The organism is Flexivirga sp. G2, from assembly GCF_055397625.1.
In genome coordinates this window covers 3162676-3179902 of record NZ_AP039675.1, presented here as the reverse complement: position 1 = coordinate 3179902, position 17227 = coordinate 3162676, and the positions used below count along the sequence as shown (strand labels likewise).

Here is a 17227-nt window from a genome sequence, read left to right as displayed (position 1 = left end):
TGAGTAGTCGGGGGAGCGCAGCGGAGGAGGCGTATCGAAACCCGGAACCGCGCCGTCAGTCCGTCATGGCCTTGGCGGCGGCGATCCATCGCGAAAGTTCGGCCTGGCCGGGCTGCGGCTCCTCGGCCTCCCAGATCGCGTTGGTGACCAGTCGCACGAAGCTCCACGCCAGCGCGCGGTCCTCGTCGATCCCGGCCGCCTCGCAGACGAGTCCGAGCCGCAGCCGCAAGTGAGCGCGCAGGTTGTGCGCGTCCGTCGCCTCGTCCCAGCGGTTCCACAGTACGGGTGCGACGGCGAACGCCCACTCGCCGGACAACGGTTTCGGGTCGATGGCCAGCCATGGCTCACGGTCGGCGGCGAGGACGTTCTGGAAGTGCAGGTCCTGGTGGATCAGTCGCCCGTCGCAGTCGTTCTGCAGGTCGGTCATCAGGCTCGCTGCTTGGTCGCTGAGTCGCCGTGGCACGTGCGGAGATCCCTTGCGACACAACGGGATCCAGCGGGCGACGTCCGAACTCAGTCGGGTGAACTGTGGTGTCGCCGGCCGGTCCAGGCGGCGCATGAGACCGCCGATGACTTCGCATGCCTCGAGGAGATCCGGTTCGTCGAGGTTGCGGTCGTGCTGCAGTGGCTCGAGCAGCATCGCCCATCGGGCCGGGTCGGCGGCGAGGAGGCGCACCGCGCCGCGGCCCGCCCAGGTCTGCAGTGCGAGGTGCTCGAGTCGCGCCTCCTCGTGCGGCCAGGACATCTTGAGCACGACCGGCTCGGTCCCGCGATGACACGGTATGACGATCGCGCAGACGCCGTGCCAGACCGGACCGTCGGCGACGAGATCCCATTCCGCGGCGAGCTCGGCCGCTTGTGCCGGCAAGTGCGCGAGCCAGTCGTCACCGCTGATCGTGGGTTCGGCGGGTCGTCCCTGCACCATCTCCCGGAACGCCCTCGGGATGCTGGGAGCGAGGTCGTCAAAGCTGGTCGAGTGCCGGGGCAGCGAGTCGGAGCGGTGGGTCGAGTTCCGGGGGAGCGAGTCGGAGCGGTGGGTCGAGTGCCGGGGGAGCGAAGCGGAGGAGGTGTATCGAGACCAGGTGAATCGGGACCTGTCGGAAGTGCTCTCGATACGCGGGCTTCCCCCACTTCGCTCCGCCATCCGTTACTCGACCGGCGTCATGCCGGGGAAGGGCGTCGGCGCCGCTCCCCAGGTCCACAGCTGGGCGGTGGCGTCCGCCCAGAGCGCGGTGAGGCCGATGAGAGCAGCCCGATCGCCTCGTGTCGTTGCGGCCTGCCCCGCGCAGGCCGTGACGAGGTCGGTCAGCACACGCTGCGCCAGCTTCTGTCGCGCAGTGTCCGTCGTCGGGCTGACCGGCAGGCGGTAGCCGTCGGGCGAGGGCGGGACGTCCGTGCCCAGCGATGCCTCCCACGTTGCCCGGGCGGCGTGCAGCATGGTCACGGTTGCCTCGGCGCGTTTCCGGGCGTCCAGCGGCGTCTTGGCGATGATTACCTCGGACGCGTAGGCGGCTGCCCGCAATGACGGCAGGATCGCTTGTACGACAGCGGGTTTCGGCACGGACCCGCCCTTTGCCTCGATGCCGTGACCGAGCAGTTGGGCGCCGGCATTCTGGGTCACGGTGATGGCCGCGGCCATCGGCAGGTTGCGGGTCGTCAGGTCGGCATACGACCCGATCTGACGCGCACCCTGCTGTTCGACGAAGAAGAGACCGGCCAGGTCGACGGTGGGTCCGGAGGGCAGCGCCTTGTGAGCCGGTGGCGTCATACCCTGCGTTGCCATCACCTGGGTGAGGCGGGTGCGCTGGGCGCGATGGACGGCACCGAGCTTCGTCGCCCAGCCGGAGGAGTCGAGTGCTGCGGTCCCGATGGCGGCGTCGAGTTGCTTCCACAGCGTGCGCAGGACCGCCTGGTCCGCGGGTGGTCCCTGCTTCTTGATGCCGGGGATGTGAGGTGCGTCACTCTCCAGGCGTATGCCGCAACCGGTCAGGCCCACGAGCGAGCCGGCGAGTGCGGCGGTCAGGAACGTGCGACGGCGCACAGTGGCGCGGCGATCGACGTTCGGCATGCCCGCATCCTCGCACGAGCGGCGCGGCTCGAAGCGGCGCGCCTCGTCGACGGCGGCGGGGCCACTCCTTGAACATCATTTGACGTTTTGCATGTCCAAATGGAACGTTATGAGACGTGGCGACCAAGACGAACGGGCAGTGGGCGCTCGGCGAGCACGAACCGCTGAACCATAACGAGGAATTCAAGCGCGACGACGACAGTCTCAACGTACGGGCGCGCATCGAGGAGACCTACGCCCGCGAGGGGTTCGCGTCGATTCCGGCCGATGACCTGCGCGGCCGCATGCGCTGGTGGGGGCTCTACACCCAGCGTCGCGACGGCATCCCCGGTGGCCAGACCGCGACGTTGTCGCCCGAGGAACTCGAGGCGCCGTACTTCATGATGCGGGTCCGCATCGACGGCGGGACACTGACGACCGAGCAACTCCGGGTCATCGCCGGTATCTCCCAGGATTTCGCCCGGGATACCGCGGACCTCACCGACCGGCAGAACGTCCAGTTCCACTGGATTGCGATCGAGGACGTCCCGGAGATCTGGCGCCGTCTCGAGGCGGTCGGCCTGGAGACGACCGAGGCATGTGGCGACTGCACGCGCGTCGTCATGGGTTCGCCGGTGGCCGGGCTGAGCCTCGACGAGAAGCTCGACGTCACGCCGGCGATCGCCGAGATCAACGAGCGGTATGTCGGCGACCCGGAGTTGTCCAACCTGCCGCGCAAGTTTAAGAGCTCGATCGCGTGGCTGCCCGACGCGGCTCCGGAGATAAACGACGTGTCCCTCGTCGGTGTCGAACACCCCCAGCTCGGGCCGGGATTCGACCTCCTCGTCGGCGGCGGGCTCTCCACGAATCCGTTCCTCGCCGAGCGGCTGGGCGTGTTCGTGACGCTGGAACAGGTGCCCGACGTCTGGGTGTCGGTGGTGCGGTTGTTCCGCGACTACGGCTACCGCCGGTCCCGGAATCGGGCGCGGCTGAAGTTCCTCGTCGCCGATTGGGGCGTTGCCAAGTTCCGTGAGGTGCTCGAGAACGAGTACCTCAAGACGCCGCTGCCCGACGGCCCGGCCGCGACCCTGCCGACCGTCAAGATGGACCACGTCGGCATCCACGACCAGCGCGGCGGCGGCAAGTATGTCGGCTTCACCGCTGTCGCCGGCCGCGTCAGCGGCACCACGCTCGCGGCGGTCGCGTCCGCTGCTGAGGCTGCCGGCTCGCACCGTGTGCGGCTGACGCCCTACCAGAAGCTGATCGTCGCGGATGTCGCCGACGACAAGGTGGACGGACTGGTCGAGGCGTTGAACCCCCTTGGCCTCAATGCCGATCCGACGCCATGGCGGCGCAACCTGATGGCCTGCACCGGCGTGGAGTACTGCAAGCTCGCCATCGTCGAGACCAAGCAGCGCGCCCACTCGCTCTTGCCCGAACTCGAGAAGCGACTGGCCGACATCGATCCCGAGAACCCGATCTCCGTGCATCTGAACGGTTGCGCGAACTCGTGTGCCCGGGTCCAGGTCGCGGACATCGGTCTCAAGGGACAGATCGTCACCGATGCGGACGGCAACAAGGTGGAGGGCTTCCAGGTGCACCTCGGTGGGCGGCTCGGTCAGCGCGCCGACTTCGGCCGGAAACTACGTGGCCACAAGGTCACCTCGGCGGACCTCGGCGACTACATCGAGCGCGTCGCCCGCAACTTCATGACAGACCGTGCCGACGGTGAGACGTTCTCCGACTGGGCGGTCCGGGCCGACGAGGAGTCACTCCGATGACCACCCGAACGGCAGCGGACCTGCAACAGCTCGCGGCCGAAGGTGCTGCGACGCTTGCGGATTCGTCGGCAGCCGACGTGTTGCGCTGGGCGGCCGACTCCGGACTGCGGCTGGCAGTCGCCGGCTCGATGCAGGACACCGTCCTGGTGCACCTGGCGAGCACGATCCTGCCCGGCGTCGACGTCATCTTCCTGGACACCGGCTACCACTTCGCCGAGACGCTGCAGACCCGCGACCGCGTCGCTGCGTCATACCGGGTGCACCTGCGGTCGATCACGCCACGACAGACGGTTGCCGAGCAGGATGCGGACTACGGCGTCGCGCTGCACGAGCGCGACCCCGACCTGTGCTGTGCGCTGCGCAAGACCCAGCCACTGGACGAGGTGCTCGACGAATACGACGCGTGGGCAACGGGATTGCGACGGGTCGAATCCGCGTCCCGGAGCAACACCGCTGTGGTGTCGTTCGACGAGCGCCGGGACAAGATCAAATTGGCTCCGCTCGCGGCGTGGACCGACGACGCCGTCGCGGCATACATCCAGGAGCACCAGTTGATCAGTAATCCGCTGCTGGCACAGGGCTATCCGTCGATCGGCTGCGGACCGTGCACGCGGCGTGTGGCGGCCGGTGCCGACGCCCGATCCGGACGCTGGTCCGGCACGGACAAGGTCGAGTGCGGGATCCACCTGTGACGGGCGGGACAGTGTGGCTGACCGGCCTGTCCGGGGCGGGCAAGAGCACCATCGCCGAGGCCCTGGCGGCCGACCTGACCGAACGCGGACACCGGGTGCAGATCCTGGACGGCGACGAGCTGCGCACGAATCTGTCTGCGGGTCTGGGATTTTCGCGAGAGGACCGCAACACGCATGTGACGCGGGTGGGCTTCGTCGCCGAGCTGCTCGCCCGGCACGGCGTGATCGCACTGGTGCCGGTCATCGCACCGTATGCCGATGCGCGTGACGCGGTGCGGCGGCACCACGAGCAGCACGGCACCCCTTACCACGAGGTGTATGTCGCCACCGCCTTGCAGGAGTGCCAACGCAGGGACGTGAAGGGGCTGTATGCCAAAGCCGCAGCGGGGGAGCTGACCGGGATGACCGGTGTCGACGACCCCTATGAGCCACCGCTGCAACCCGATCTGACCATCGACACGGAGCACGTGGACCTCGCCGACGCGGTGACCGTCGTCGGGACGCTGCTGACCGATCTGAAGGAGACCGCATGACGACCACCACCCTGTCCGCGACGGACGTGTCGCTGCGCGAGTTGGAGGCCGAGTCGATCGAGATCATCCGTGAGGTGATCGCCGAATTCGACCGACCGGCACTGCTGTTCAGTGGTGGCAAGGACTCGGCCGTCCTGCTGCACCTTGCCCGGAAGGCGATCCGCCCGGCGCCGTTGCCGATCACCCTGCTGCATGTGGACACCGGCCACAATCTGCCGGAGGTACTGGATTTCCGCGACCGTGTGGTGGCCGAGGGCGGCCACCGACTGGTGGTCGCGGAGGTCGAACAGTGGATCGCGGACGGACGGCTGACCGAGCGCCCGGACGGCACACGCAACCCGTTGCAGACCGTGCCGCTTCTGGACACGATCGCGGAGCAGAAGTTCGACGCGCTGCTCGGTGGCGCACGCCGCGACGAGGACCGGGCGCGCGCGAAGGAACGGATCTTCTCCGTCCGAGACGCATTCGGCGGATGGGACCCTCGCAAGCAACGCCCGGAGTTGTGGCGGATCTACAACGGACGGCACGCGCCGGGGGAGAACACCCGGGTGTTCCCGATCTCGAACTGGACCGAGCTGGACGTATGGCGCTACATCGAGGCTGAGAACGTCGCGTTGCCGAGCATCTACTACGCCCACCGTCGCGAGGTATTCCAACGTGACGGCATGTGGCTCACGCCGGGTCCATGGGGCGGCCCGCGAGGCGCGGAGTCGTTGGAAACGTTGAGCGTTCGCTACCGCACGGTCGGCGACGGCTCGTGTACCGGCGCCGTGCTCAGCGACGCGACGACGGTCGGCGAGGTTATCGAGGAGATCTCGGTCAGCACGCTCACCGAGCGAGGTGCGACCCGGGCCGACGACCGACTGTCGGAGGCCGCCATGGAAGACCGCAAGCGGGAAGGCTACTTCTAAAGATGACTCTCGAGACCACGACTCCGCAGGCGGTGCTCGCCGACCGCGATCAATTGCGGCTCGTCATCGCCGGTTCCGTCGACGACGGCAAGTCGACCCTCGTCGGTCGTCTCCTGCATGACACGAAGTCGATCCTGGCCGACCAGTTCGAGGCCACCCTGCATGCGAGTCAGGGCCGCGGGGCGGCCGAGTTCGACCTTGCGCTGCTGACCGACGGCCTGCGGGCCGAGCGCGAGCAGGGCATCACGATCGACGTCGCCTACCGCTATTTCGCAACCCCACGAAGGAATTTCGTCCTCGCCGACACCCCGGGTCACGTGCAGTACACCCGCAACACGGTGACCGGCGCGTCGACGGCGGAGGCGGCCGTGGTGCTCGTCGACGTCCGCAACGGCGTCTCGGCGCAGACGCGGCGGCATGCCGCCGTGCTGTCGCTGCTGCGTGTCCCGCAGGTCGTCTTCGCGATCAACAAGATGGATGCCGTTGACTGGTCGGAGGACCGCTTCGCCGAGGTCGCGGACGAGGTGCGCGCGCTGGCCGAACGTGTCGGCCTCCAGGCCGCGCACATCATCCCGGTGAGCGCGCTCACCGGTGAGAACGTCGCCGCACCGGGTCCTGACTGGTATGCCGGGCTGCCACTGCTCGAGGTCCTGGAACAGCTGCCGGCGCGAGTGGCGGCGGAGGGCGAACCTTTCCGGATGCCAGTTCAATTGGTGATTCGGCCACGCACTCCCGAACACCCCGACTACCGGGGGCTGGCCGGACGCGTCGCGTCCGGAACGATCCGCGTCGGCGACACCGTCACGGCATACCCGAGCGGACGAAGCTCCACGCTGGCGGGTATCGACGGTGCAACCGGAGAGGTGCCGCAGGCATCGTCCGGTGATGCCATCACGATCCGTCTCACCGACGAGCTCGATGTGGGACGCGGCGAGGTGCTCGCGACCGAGCCCGTCCGCACCACGCAGGAGCTCGACGCCGTCGTCACCTGGCTCGACGAGCGTCGGACCACGCCGCGTCAACGCGTACTTGTCAAGGTCGGCACGAGGACGACGCGCGCGTTCCTCGCGGCGCCACACGCGGTCTGGCACGTCGACGACCTGGAGTGGCAGGAGCGATCGGAACCGTTGGAGCTGAACGACATCGGTCGCGTCCGTCTGCAGCTCGCGGAGCCGGTGGCGGTCGACGACTACGCGGAACTGCGGGCCACCGGCGCCTTCGTGGTGATCGACCCCGACACCGGCGCCACCCTGGCGGCCGGACTCACCGGCTCCGAGCTCATGCAGTGAATGTGAAATCAAGCAGCCTTCCACGCATTGCACTACGCGCTCTGGACGGCTGAATCTTCTTCGAACACAAGGACTTCTCCCATGAAACCCACCCGCAAGGTGAGTGTGCTCACCGTGCCCGTCATCGCTGCGCTCGCGATCGCGTCGCTCAGCGGCTGCTCCCGACGAGCGGACGCCACCGAGAACACCGGAGCCGCGACGAGCAGTGCCGGCACGCCGGCCACGGAGTTGCGCCTCGGCTATTTCCCGAACGTCACCCACGCGGTCCCGGTGCTCGGCGTCGCCGACGGCGAGTTCGCCAAGGAACTCGGCAAGACCAAGCTGTCGACGCAGACGTTCAACGCCGGCCCTGCGGCGACCGAGGCCCTGCTCGGTGGCTCGGTGGACGCCGTCTACCTCGGACCGAGCCCGGCGATCAACGCCTTCGCCAAGACCGGCGGGAAGGACGTGCGCCTGGTTGCAGGAGGGGCCTCCGGCGGGGCCGCGCTCGTGGTGAAGCCGTCCATCACGTCGGTTTCTCAACTTGCCGGAAAGACACTGGCCACACCGCAATTGGCCAACACGCAGGACGTCGCCCTGAAGTACTTCCTGAAGCAGAAGGGCTTCGGCGTCAACGGCAAGGGCGGCGCGAAGAACGTCAACGTCATCGCGCAGGACAACGCGCAGAGTCTCCAACTGTTCCAGCAGGGCGGGATCGACGGTGCGTGGCTCCCGGAGCCGTGGGCGACCCGCCTGGTGAAGCAGGGCGGCGGCAAGGTCCTCGTCAACGAGAAGACCCGCTGGCCGCACGGGCAGTTCGTCACGACGAACCTGCTCGTCTCGACGAAGTTCCTCCACGAACATCCGCAGACGATCAAGGCGCTGATCACCGCGCAGATCAAGACTGCGCAACGGATCACCAAGGATCCGACCGGCTCGGCGAAGCAGATCGACGCCGCGCTCACCAAACTCAACGGCAAGGCCCTCCCGGCCGGAGTCACGGCGGCATCGCTGAAGAACCTCACCCCGGGCTGGGACCCGTATGCCGCGACCTTGAGCGCTTCGGCGCAGCACGCCGAATCCATCGGGCTGCTGAAGAAGACCGACCTCAAGGGGATCTATGACCTGTCGATCCTCAACAGCGTGCTGAAACAGCAAGGGTTGCAGCAGGTTTCGGATGCAGGTTTGGGGCAGGAGTCGAAATGACCAGCACGCTCATCGCCGATCGGCCGGACGTTGCCGAGTCCTCGGAAGCACGGGTCGAGGTCCGCGGCGTTCGCAAGGAGTTCCGCCAGCGGGACAATGTCGTCACCGCCCTTGACGGTGTCGATCTGACCGTCGCGCCCGGCGAGTTCGTCACGGTGATCGGCGCGTCCGGGTGTGGCAAGTCGACCCTGTTGCAACTGATCGCGGGTCTGGACACGCCGACGTCCGGCACTATCCGCACCACCGAACGCCCGGCACTGATGTTCCAGGAGGCGGCGCTCTTTCCCTGGCTGACCGCCCGCGGCAACATCGAGCTCGCGCTCAAGCTGGGCAAGGTGCCGGCGTCCCAGCGGGGTACGCGCGCCACCGAACTCCTGGAGCTGGTGCGGCTCGGTGCAGCCGGAGACCGTCGGGTGCATGAGCTGTCCGGCGGTCAACGACAGCGCATCGCGTTGGCTCGCAGTCTCGCCCAGGGGTCGAGGCTGCTCTTGATGGATGAGCCGTTCGCGGCGCTCGATGCCATCACGCGTGACGTGTTGCACGAGGAACTGACGCAACTCTGGCGGACCACGGACCTGAGCGTCGTGTTCGTGACGCACAACGTTCGCGAGGCGGTCCGGCTGGGGCAGCGCGTCGTACTGCTCTCCTCCCGGCCGGGCCGCGTGTTGCGCACGTGGGACGTCGACCTGCCCACCTCGCGATCGCTGGAGGACGTGTCCGTGATGGAACTCGCCGCCGAGATCACCGGCTCACTACGAACGGAGATCAGCCGCCATGCCGGTGCGTGAGGACGAACGGACGACGGACGACTTCGCGCGCATCAGCGACGGCCTCGATGCGCTCGAGGAGAAGCGCCCGGAACGCCGACGGGTCGACAAGGTCGCGATCATCGCCCCGATCGTCGTGGTCGCCGCGTTCGTCGCGATCTGGCAGGCGGTCTGGGCCTCGGCGATCAAGCCGGAGTACGTCATACCGTCACCATCGACCGTCGGGCACGAGCTGTGGCGGATGGTCACCGATGGCAGCGCGTGGGATGCCACCTGGACGAGCCTGCGGCGCGGCGTGTTCGGCTTCCTGATCGCGCTGGTGCTCGGCACCGCGCTCGGCCTGCTCATCAGCCAGATCTCGTTCTTGCGCAAGGGATTCCGTCCGATCCTGTCCGCGCTGCAGTCCATGCCGTCCGTGGCCTGGGTGCCGTTCGCGGTGCTGCTGCTCGGGTTGAACCCGTCGGCGCTCTACATGGTGGTCCTGCTCGGCGCGGTCCCGTCCATCGCCAACGGGCTGATCGGTGGACTGGACCAGACGCCGCCGCTGCTGCGCCGCGCCGGCACGGTCCTGGGCGCGCGTGGTCTCTCACTGGTGCGCCATGTGCTGGTGCCGGCCGCCCTGCCGACGTACCTGACCGGCCTCAAACAGGGGTGGGCGTTCTCCTGGCGCTCGCTGATGGCGGCGGAACTGATCGTCAACAGCCCGAAGCTCGGCGTCGGTCTCGGCCAGGTGATGGAGAACGGCCGGGACATCAACGACATGCCCACTGTCATCACCGCGATGATCCTGATCCTCCTCGTCGGCATCGTGGTCGAGCTCGGTGTCTTCGCCCCGATCGAACGCAAGGTGCTGCGCGACCGCGGTCTGACGCCCACCGGCGTCTGACCGAGCTAGCCCTCCAGCAGGGCGAGGCGGTCCAGCACGTCGCTCCAGCCCTGCCGGAGCCCGTCGCCGGAGTCACCGGGCCGGCTCACCCGATGGATCACCGTGACCGACGTGCCGTCGCCGTCGGGCCGCAACTCGACCCGCACGTGATCGGGAAGGTTCGGTTCGTCGCCACCGATCCACCACCAGGTCAACTCGAGCACGTGCGGTTCGTCGACGGTCGTGAACTCGCCCCGCACGCCGATGCCGGCCGCCTTCGACTCGAAGCGATAGCGCCCGCCGACCCGCGCCTCCATCTCGTATGACGTGTCGGGCAATTGCGGCCACCACCAGGTCGCGATGCCCTCCCGGGTGGTCCAGGCCCGCCATACCGACTCGATCGGGGCGTGGACGTGGCGTTGCAGGGAGAAGTCGGTCATTGCTGCTCCAAGGTGGTTGCGAGGGAATCGAGCTGAGTCGTCCAGAACGCGCGCAGGTCGCGCAGCCAGTCGGACGCGTCGTCGATCGCCTCCGGGGCGACCGAGCACCAGACGGTGCGGCCGACCTTGCGTCGACGTACCAAGCCGGCGTCCTCCAGGACCTGCAGGTGCTTGCGCATCCCGGTCAGCGTGATCGGAGCGCAGGCGGCCTGTAGTTGGGAGGTGGATCGCGGAGCACCGCAGCACTCGGTGACGACCCGCATCCGGGTGGGGTGCCCGAGAGCCGCGAAGACCTCCGCCGTATGCTGAACCATTTGGTTCAGTATTCCTGACGTTGATCGAGCCGGCAACCCCTGCAGGTCGCCGGGATGGACGCGACGACCGCGTGTCGCGCCCGCCCGGGCCAGCACCTGACGCCCTGTAGGCTGAGCACTCCACTCGAGAACAGCAGGAGCGCGTCAGTGATGAGCGAGAACCCATCCGCCCGGACGGAACGTATCTCCGCAGACCTCGCCGAGGTCCTCGCCCCGCTGGATCTCGTAGTCGAGGACATCACCGTCATGCCTGCAGGCAAACGGCGGCTGGTGCGCGTTCTGGTCGACCGGGACATTCCGTCCGGCGACGACGCCGCGAGCGACCCGACCGCCGTCATACCTCCGCTGGACCTGGATCAGGTCGCGGCGGCCACCCGAGTGGTCAGCGAGCGGCTGGACGAGACCGACGCCATGGGGGAGCAGGCCTACGTCCTCGAGGTGAGTTCACCCGGCACCGACCGTCCGCTCACCCTGCCGCGCCACTTCCGGCGCAACGTCGGCCGACTGATCGAGCTGACCGTCCCGGAGTCGCCCGCCGTGACCGGCCGGATCACCCGCGCCGACGAGTCCGGATTCACGCTCGAGGTCCCGGGCGCCAAGGGCGCGACCACCGAGCAGTCCTTTTCGTATGACGACGGCCTGCGCGGCGCAGTGCAGGTCGAGTTCAACCGCAGCAGCGACTCAGAAGGAGACGACCACTGATGGACATCGACATGGCCGCGTTGCGGGCGCTGGAGCGCGAGCGGGACATCCCGATGGACGTGATCGTCCCCGCGATCGAGCAGGCACTGCTGACGGCATACCACCGGGAGGACGGCACCTACCGCAACGCCCGCGTCGAGCTGGACCGTAAGTCCGGCCACGTCGTGGTGTGGGCGCGGGAGGACGCGCCGGTCGACGAGGAGGGCAACCGCGGCGAGCCGGGTCCGGAGTTCGACGACACGCCCAGCGACTTCGGTCGCGTGGCGGCCGCCACCGCACGCCAGGTGATCGTGCAGCGCATGCGCGATGTCGAGGACGAGGCGATCCTCGGTGACTTCCGCGGCCGCGAGGGCGACGTTGTCGCCGGCGTGATCCAGCAGTCCAGCGATCCGCACGCCGTGCACGTCGACTTCGGCACCGTCGAGGGTCTGCTGCCCTCGGCCGAGCAGGTCCCCGGCGAGCGATACGTCCACGGCGAGCGACTCCGTGCGTATGTCGTGAGCGTCAAGCGTGGTCCGAAGGGCCCGCAGATCCTGCTCTCCCGCAAGCACCCCAACCTGGTCCGCAAGCTGTTCGCGCTGGAGGTCCCGGAGATCGCCGATGGCACCGTCGAGATCTCCGCGCTGGCCCGCGAGGCCGGCCACCGCAGCAAGATCGCGGTGCACGGCAAGCAGCAGGGCGTCAACGCCAAGGGCGCGTGCATCGGTCCGATGGGCTCGCGGGTGCGAGCGGTCATGACCGAGTTGCGCGGCGAGAAGATCGACATCGTCGACTATTCCGCCGACCCCGCGGTGTTCATCGCTGCGGCGTTGTCGCCGTCCCGGGTGGAGTCGGTCGACATCATCGACGATCGCGCGCGCTCGGCACGCGTCGTCGTCCCGGACTTCCAGCTGAGCCTGGCGATCGGCAAGGAGGGCCAGAACGCCCGCCTCGCCGCGAAGCTGACCGGCTGGCGGATCGACATCCGACCGGACACCGCCGCCCCCGGCGATGCCGGGGCAACCGACTGACTGCGGTAGGCTGGTCGTGAGCGGTCGGACGCGAGCCCACCGCACACCACCCACTTCACCGACCCGGCATGCCGGGTTGCGAACGTGTGTGGGGTGCCGGACTCGCGACGAACGGTCGGTATTGCTGCGGGTGGTCGCACTCGTCGGGAATGACGCGGCGCAACGTGATGTTGCGGTGCTCGTCCCTGATGAGCGGGGCCGGCTGCCGGGCCGAGGGGCCTGGTTGCACCCCCGGCTGGAGTGCCTGGAGCAGGCGGTCCAGCGGCGAGCCTTTCCCCGCGCGTTGCGGATCACCCAAGGGGTGGACCCGACGCACGTCCGGGACTGGATCGCCGGGCGATGATGCCCGTCATACAGACCGGTATGACGAGTGAACTGTGACGCGTGGACGGCGACGTCCGCGCCGGCAACAACAACCGAAGGCGGGTTTTGACGCTGATGAGCACCCGATGAGTACTCAGCGATGAAGCACCCAAACTGGCGGTTCGTGCTGCCCGGCTGACTTGGCCGGCCAACCTGGACCGCCGCAATCCGACAAGGAGAAGTGTGGCTAAGGTTCGGGTTCACGAGCTCGCGAAAGAGCTCGGAATGCCAAGCAAGGATCTGCTGTCCTACCTGAAGGAGCAGGGCGAGTTCGTCAAGACGGCGAGCTCGACCATCGAGGCTCCGGTGGTCCGCAAGATCAAGGAAAACCCTCCGGCCGGCGCCCAGTCCGGCGCTGGAGACACGGAACAGAAGGCTCCGGCGAAGAAGGCGGCTCCCAAGCCCCCGACCGCCGAGAAGTCCACCTCGACAACGACGACGCCCGCACCCGCGACGCCCGGCCCCAAGGCTGCGCCGCAGCCGGGTCCCAAGCCCGGTCCGAAGGCTGCGCGTCCGACGCCGGCTGCCGAAGCACCCCAGGCGCCGGCACCGGCGACTCCGAAGCCGGCCGCCGAGAAGGCGGCTGCGCCCGCACCGAAGTCGGCACCGAGCGCTCCTGCTGCTCCGGCCGCTCGCAATGCGGGTCCGCGCCCGGCTGCACCAGGTCCGCGCCCCGAGCGCCAGCAGGGCGCCCCGCGCCCCGGTGGCAACCGTGGCGGCTCGCCGCGTCCGGGCGCACCGCGTCCGGGTAACAACCCGTTCTCCTCCAACCAGGGCATGCGCTCCGCTGGTGGCAACAGCGGTGGTCCGGCACGTCCGGGCAACAACCCGTTCGCGTCCAGCCAAGGTATGCCGCGCCCGGCCTCCGGCCGAGGCGGCGCCGGTGGTGCGGCAGGCCCCCGACCGGGTGCCCCTCGTCCCGCTGGTGCGCCCCGTCCCGGCGGTGCCGGTGCCGGTGGTGCGCGTCCCAACCCGGGCATGATGCCCGACCGCGCTGCGGTCCGACCCGGTGAGCGTCCGGCCCGTGGCCGTGGCGGCCCCGGCGGCGGCCCCGGTGGTGGTGGCCCCCGCGGTGGTGGCGGTTTCGGCGGACGCCCCGGCGGTCGCGGACCGGCCCGTGGTGGCACTGCCGGTGCGTTCGGTCGAGGCGGCGGAAAGGTCCGCGGTCGCAAGTCCAAGCGCGCGAAGCGCCAGGAGTTCGAGCAGATGCAGGCGCCGTCCGTCGGCGGTGTGACTGTTCCCCGCGGCGACGGTTCGACCGTCATCCGAATGCGGCGCGGTGCGTCGCTGACCGACTTCGCCGACCGCATCGACGCCAACCCCGGCTCGCTGGTGACCGTGCTCATCCACCTCGGTGAGATGGCCACCGCCACGCAGTCGCTGGACGAGGACACGTTCGCGCTGCTCGGCTCGGAGCTGGGCTACGACATCCAGATCGTGTCGCCGGAGGAGGAGGAGAAGGAGCTCTTCGACTCCTTCAACATCGACCTCGAGGCCGTGGAGGACGAGGAGAACCTCAAGCCCCGTCCGCCGGTCGTGACCGTCATGGGTCACGTCGACCACGGTAAGACCCGCCTGTTGGACGCGGTCCGTCACGCCGACGTGCAGTCCGGCGAAGCGGGCGGCATCACCCAGCACATCGGTGCCTACCAGGTCCACGTCGAGCACGAGGGCGAGGATCGCGCGATCACCTTCATCGACACCCCGGGTCACGAGGCGTTCACCGCCATGCGTGCTCGTGGTGCGAAGGTCACCGACATCGCGATCCTGGTCGTCGCAGCCGACGACGGCGTCATGCCGCAGACGGTGGAGGCGCTCAACCACGCGCAGGCCGCCGATCTGCCTATCGTCGTCGCGGTCAACAAGATCGACGTCGACGGGGCCAACCCGGACAAGGTTCGCCAGCAGCTGACCGAGTACAACCTGATCGCCGAGGAGTACGGCGGCGACACGATGTTCGTCGAGGTCTCGGCCAAGCAGGGCAAGAACATCGACGGCCTGCTCGAGGCGGTGCTGCTGACCGCGGACGCCGCGCTCGATCTGCGCGCCAACCCCGACCGTGATGCCCAGGGTGTCGCGATCGAGGCCAACCTGGACCGCGGCCGCGGTGCGGTGGCGACGGTTCTGGTCCAGCAGGGCACCCTGCGCGTCGGTGACGGCATCGTCGCCGGCACCGCGCACGGTCGTGTTCGCGCGATGCTCGACGAGCACGGCAACAACGTGCAGGAGGCGACCCCGTCGCGTCCGGTGCAGGTGACCGGTCTGGCCTCGGTGCCGCGTGCGGGTGACACCTTCGTGGTGGCCCCGGACGACCGCACCGCCCGGCAGATCGCCGAGAAGCGCGAGGCTGCCGACCGGCAGGCCGCGCTGGCGAAGGTCCGCAAGCGGATCAGCCTGGAGGACCTCAACGAGCAGCTCGAGGCCGGCAAGATCGAGACCCTCAACCTCATCCTCAAGGGTGACGTGTCCGGTTCGGTCGAGGCGCTGGAGGACGCGTTGCTGCAGATCGACGTCGGCGACGGCGTGGACCTGCGGATCATCGACCGCGGCGTCGGCGCGATCACGATGAACAACATCAACCTTGCGGTCGCCTCGGAAGCGGTGATCATCGGCTTCAACGTGCGAGCCGAGGGTCAGAACGCCGAGTACGCCGACAAGGAAGGCGTCGAGATCCGCTACTACCCGGTGATCTACCAGGCCATCGAGGAGATCGAGCAGGCGCTGAAGGGCATGCTCAAGCCGGAGTACGAAGAGGTCGAGCTCGGCACGGCCGAGATCCGCGAGATCTTCCGCTCCAGCAAGTTCGGCAACATCGCCGGTTCGATCGTCCGCTCCGGCGAGATCAAGCGCGGTTCGAAGGCGCGGATCACCCGCGATGGCAAGGTAGTCTCCGAGAACGTCGAGGTCGCCGGTCTGCGGCGCTTCAAGGATGACGTCACCGAGGTCCGTGAGGGCTTCGAGTGCGGTATCAACCTCGGTTCGTACAACGACCTGCAGTTGGGTGACCTCATCGCGACCTACGAGATGCGCGAGAAGCCCCGCGACTAAACCCAGTCGTAGGGCCTGAATGACGGCTTCTTCGACGAGTGACGGTGCAATATCGCCGTCACTCGGCGAGGGAGCCGTCATTCGCGTTCGGGTGGGTGTCGTCTCTGAGAGGCTGGGCGCATGCGATTCGGAATGGTCGGCACCGGCTACTGGGCCCGTATGACGCACGGGCCCGGCATACAGGCATCGAACAACGAGCTGGTCGGCGTGTGGGGCAGGGACGCCGCCAAGACTGCGGACGTCGCGAAAGCCCTTGGGGTCGAAGCATTCTGCAGCCACACGGCGCTGCTTGATGCCGTCGACGCCGTGACGTATGCCGTGCCGCCGGACGTGCAGGCGCCGCTGGCGATCGAGGCGGCGCGGGCCGGCAAACACCTGCTGCTCGACAAGCCGGTCGCGCTGGATGCGAGCACGGCACGGGAACTGCGCGACACCGCCCGGGCATCCGGGTGCCGGTCGGTGGTGTTCTTCACCGCTCGCTACACACCCGAAACCCGTTCCTGGCTGGACGAATTGGCGGCCGTGGACGGTTGGCGGGGTTCCTGGACGGAGTGGATCGTCGCGAACCAGCGACCCGAGAGTCCGTACAAGGACTCCCCGTGGCGGCAGCGCGAGGGTGCGCTGTGGGATCTCGGTCCGCACCTGCTGGCGACACTGATCCCGGCGCTCGGCGCGGTGCGAAGCGTTGTGGCACAGCCAGGAATGGGCGACGCCGTACACCTCACTCTGACGCACGACTCCGACGCGGTGAGCACCGCGAGTCTGGCGCTCTGGGCGCCGCCCGCGGCATACACCTGGGGGATGCGAATGTGGGGCGACTCCGGCGTGAGTGTGGCGCCGGTGGCAACCACTCCTGCGACGACGGCGCTGGCCACCGCGGCGGACGAACTCGCGGCTGTCGTCTCCACCGGCACCGACCATGCGCTCGGGCTCGACCTCGGCGTCCAGGTCGTCGAGGCGCTTGCAGCAGCCGCGGACCAGCTGGGTCGACCGGTCGGGCGATGACGGTCCGCCGACTGTGTTTGCATGGGGGCATGGCGGATTGGGAGATCGTGCAGTGTTCCGGTGGTGCCTTCTACGAGACCAAATGGATCCCGTTGGCATCCTTCAAGGCGATCCGGTTGGGTCCCAAGCGGTTTCAACGCTGTCCGGTCCACCGGAAATGGGAGATGACGAGCCGGGTGCCCGAGGCCGCACTCACCCCGCAGATCCGACAGCAGGCGGCCGAGCATCGTGACTCCGGGATGATCTGACCGGCCTCCCCGGACGGGGACGGAATC

At 68.5% G+C, this 17227-nt stretch carries 18 protein-coding genes; 14 read left to right on the top strand and 4 right to left on the bottom strand.

What is annotated here, in order from left to right; translation table 11 throughout:
• Positions 1-55: 55 nt before the first annotated feature.
• On the bottom strand, positions 56-925 hold the full coding sequence (locus ACZ50J_RS15425; protein ID WP_464298038.1) for an aminoglycoside phosphotransferase family protein: 870 nt from the start codon (positions 923-925) through the stop codon (positions 56-58).
• 222 nt (positions 926-1147) lie between these two features.
• Entirely contained in the window at positions 1148-2068 is a 921-nt protein-coding gene (locus tag ACZ50J_RS15420) for a DUF4439 domain-containing protein (RefSeq protein WP_464298037.1), read from the bottom strand.
• A 116-nt stretch (positions 2069-2184) separates the two neighbouring features.
• On the opposite strand from ACZ50J_RS15420, the gene ACZ50J_RS15415 reads away from it, so the two are divergent.
• The 8 genes from ACZ50J_RS15415 (at position 2185) to ACZ50J_RS15380 (ending at position 10091) form a co-directional block, all read left to right on the top strand.
• Positions 2185-3828, top strand: a complete 1644-nt coding sequence (locus ACZ50J_RS15415; RefSeq protein WP_464298036.1) for a nitrite/sulfite reductase — start codon at positions 2185-2187, stop codon at positions 3826-3828.
• Complete coding sequence (locus tag ACZ50J_RS15410) at positions 3825-4520, top strand: phosphoadenylyl-sulfate reductase (RefSeq protein ID WP_464298035.1); 696 nt, start codon at positions 3825-3827, stop codon at positions 4518-4520. The genes ACZ50J_RS15415 and ACZ50J_RS15410 overlap by 4 nt, the downstream gene beginning before the upstream one ends.
• Entirely contained in the window at positions 4517-5053 is a 537-nt protein-coding gene (gene cysC, locus ACZ50J_RS15405; protein WP_464298034.1) for an adenylyl-sulfate kinase, read from the top strand. The genes ACZ50J_RS15410 and cysC overlap by 4 nt, the downstream gene beginning before the upstream one ends.
• On the top strand, positions 5050-5964 hold the full coding sequence (cysD, locus tag ACZ50J_RS15400) for a sulfate adenylyltransferase subunit CysD (RefSeq protein ID WP_464298033.1): 915 nt from the start codon (positions 5050-5052) through the stop codon (positions 5962-5964). Before cysC ends, cysD begins: the two co-directional genes overlap by 4 nt.
• Before the next feature lie 2 nt (positions 5965-5966).
• A complete protein-coding gene (locus ACZ50J_RS15395) occupies positions 5967-7253 on the top strand; it encodes a sulfate adenylyltransferase subunit 1 (RefSeq protein WP_464298032.1) in 1287 nt (428 codons plus the stop codon).
• An 81-nt stretch (positions 7254-7334) separates the two neighbouring features.
• Positions 7335-8438, top strand: a complete 1104-nt coding sequence (locus tag ACZ50J_RS15390; RefSeq protein ID WP_464298031.1) for an ABC transporter substrate-binding protein — start codon at positions 7335-7337, stop codon at positions 8436-8438.
• Positions 8435-9226, top strand: coding sequence for an ABC transporter ATP-binding protein (locus ACZ50J_RS15385; RefSeq protein ID WP_464298030.1), 792 nt, complete (start codon positions 8435-8437; stop codon positions 9224-9226). Before ACZ50J_RS15390 ends, ACZ50J_RS15385 begins: the two co-directional genes overlap by 4 nt.
• Positions 9213-10091 (top strand): ABC transporter permease, encoded by an 879-nt coding sequence (locus ACZ50J_RS15380; protein ID WP_464298029.1) that lies wholly within the window; start codon positions 9213-9215, stop codon positions 10089-10091. Before ACZ50J_RS15385 ends, ACZ50J_RS15380 begins: the two co-directional genes overlap by 14 nt.
• Positions 10092-10096: 5 nt before the next feature.
• Here the strand turns inward: ACZ50J_RS15380 and ACZ50J_RS15375 are convergent, their stop codons facing one another.
• Positions 10097-10510 (bottom strand): SRPBCC family protein, encoded by a 414-nt coding sequence (locus tag ACZ50J_RS15375; protein WP_464298028.1) that lies wholly within the window; start codon positions 10508-10510, stop codon positions 10097-10099.
• Positions 10507-10824 carry an ArsR/SmtB family transcription factor gene (locus ACZ50J_RS15370; RefSeq protein ID WP_464298027.1) on the bottom strand — a complete coding sequence of 106 codons (318 nt, stop codon included), beginning with the start codon at positions 10822-10824 and terminating at the stop codon, positions 10507-10509. Before ACZ50J_RS15370 ends, ACZ50J_RS15375 begins: the two co-directional genes overlap by 4 nt.
• Positions 10825-10974: 150 nt before the next feature.
• On the opposite strand from ACZ50J_RS15370, the gene rimP reads away from it, so the two are divergent.
• From rimP to ACZ50J_RS15340, 6 genes are all read left to right on the top strand, one after another.
• Positions 10975-11526 (top strand): ribosome maturation factor RimP, encoded by a 552-nt coding sequence (rimP, locus tag ACZ50J_RS15365; RefSeq protein WP_464298026.1) that lies wholly within the window; start codon positions 10975-10977, stop codon positions 11524-11526.
• Positions 11526-12536, top strand: a complete 1011-nt coding sequence (nusA, locus tag ACZ50J_RS15360) for a transcription termination factor NusA (RefSeq protein WP_464298025.1) — start codon at positions 11526-11528, stop codon at positions 12534-12536. Before rimP ends, nusA begins: the two co-directional genes overlap by 1 nt.
• Positions 12517-12879 (top strand): YlxR family protein, encoded by a 363-nt coding sequence (locus ACZ50J_RS15355; RefSeq protein ID WP_464298024.1) that lies wholly within the window; start codon positions 12517-12519, stop codon positions 12877-12879. Before nusA ends, ACZ50J_RS15355 begins: the two co-directional genes overlap by 20 nt.
• Positions 12880-13082: 203 nt before the next feature.
• Positions 13083-15947 carry a translation initiation factor IF-2 gene (gene infB / locus ACZ50J_RS15350; RefSeq protein WP_464298023.1) on the top strand — a complete coding sequence of 955 codons (2865 nt, stop codon included), beginning with the start codon at positions 13083-13085 and terminating at the stop codon, positions 15945-15947.
• Between the two features lie 120 nt (positions 15948-16067).
• Positions 16068-16952, top strand: a complete 885-nt coding sequence (locus tag ACZ50J_RS15345; RefSeq protein WP_464298022.1) for a Gfo/Idh/MocA family protein — start codon at positions 16068-16070, stop codon at positions 16950-16952.
• A 29-nt stretch (positions 16953-16981) separates the two neighbouring features.
• Positions 16982-17200, top strand: coding sequence for a hypothetical protein (locus ACZ50J_RS15340; protein WP_464298021.1), 219 nt, complete (start codon positions 16982-16984; stop codon positions 17198-17200).
• The last annotated feature ends 27 nt before the right edge of the window (positions 17201-17227 follow it).

Bases quoted from the DNA above. Each gene is read 5' to 3' on its own strand.
- ACZ50J_RS15395 (WP_464298032.1), top strand. From the start codon at position 5,967: ATGACTCTCGAGACCACGACTCCGCAGGCGGTGCTCGCCGACCGCGAT.
- ACZ50J_RS15355 (WP_464298024.1), top strand. From the start codon at position 12,517: ATGCCGGGGCAACCGACTGACTGCGGTAGGCTGGTCGTGAGCGGTCGG.
- ACZ50J_RS15410 (WP_464298035.1), top strand. From the start codon at position 3,825: ATGACCACCCGAACGGCAGCGGACCTGCAACAGCTCGCGGCCGAAGGT.
- ACZ50J_RS15380 (WP_464298029.1), top strand. From the start codon at position 9,213: ATGCCGGTGCGTGAGGACGAACGGACGACGGACGACTTCGCGCGCATC.
- rimP (WP_464298026.1), top strand. From the start codon at position 10,975: ATGAGCGAGAACCCATCCGCCCGGACGGAACGTATCTCCGCAGACCTC.
- ACZ50J_RS15370 (WP_464298027.1), bottom strand. From the start codon at position 10,824: ATGGTTCAGCATACGGCGGAGGTCTTCGCGGCTCTCGGGCACCCCACC.
- ACZ50J_RS15425 (WP_464298038.1), bottom strand. From the start codon at position 925: ATGGTGCAGGGACGACCCGCCGAACCCACGATCAGCGGTGACGACTGG.
- cysD (WP_464298033.1), top strand. From the start codon at position 5,050: ATGACGACCACCACCCTGTCCGCGACGGACGTGTCGCTGCGCGAGTTG.
- ACZ50J_RS15390 (WP_464298031.1), top strand. From the start codon at position 7,335: ATGAAACCCACCCGCAAGGTGAGTGTGCTCACCGTGCCCGTCATCGCT.
- nusA (WP_464298025.1), top strand. From the start codon at position 11,526: ATGGACATCGACATGGCCGCGTTGCGGGCGCTGGAGCGCGAGCGGGAC.
- ACZ50J_RS15375 (WP_464298028.1), bottom strand. From the start codon at position 10,510: ATGACCGACTTCTCCCTGCAACGCCACGTCCACGCCCCGATCGAGTCG.
- ACZ50J_RS15385 (WP_464298030.1), top strand. From the start codon at position 8,435: ATGACCAGCACGCTCATCGCCGATCGGCCGGACGTTGCCGAGTCCTCG.
- ACZ50J_RS15340 (WP_464298021.1), top strand. From the start codon at position 16,982: ATGGCGGATTGGGAGATCGTGCAGTGTTCCGGTGGTGCCTTCTACGAG.
- ACZ50J_RS15345 (WP_464298022.1), top strand. From the start codon at position 16,068: ATGCGATTCGGAATGGTCGGCACCGGCTACTGGGCCCGTATGACGCAC.
- ACZ50J_RS15420 (WP_464298037.1), bottom strand. From the start codon at position 2,068: ATGCCGAACGTCGATCGCCGCGCCACTGTGCGCCGTCGCACGTTCCTG.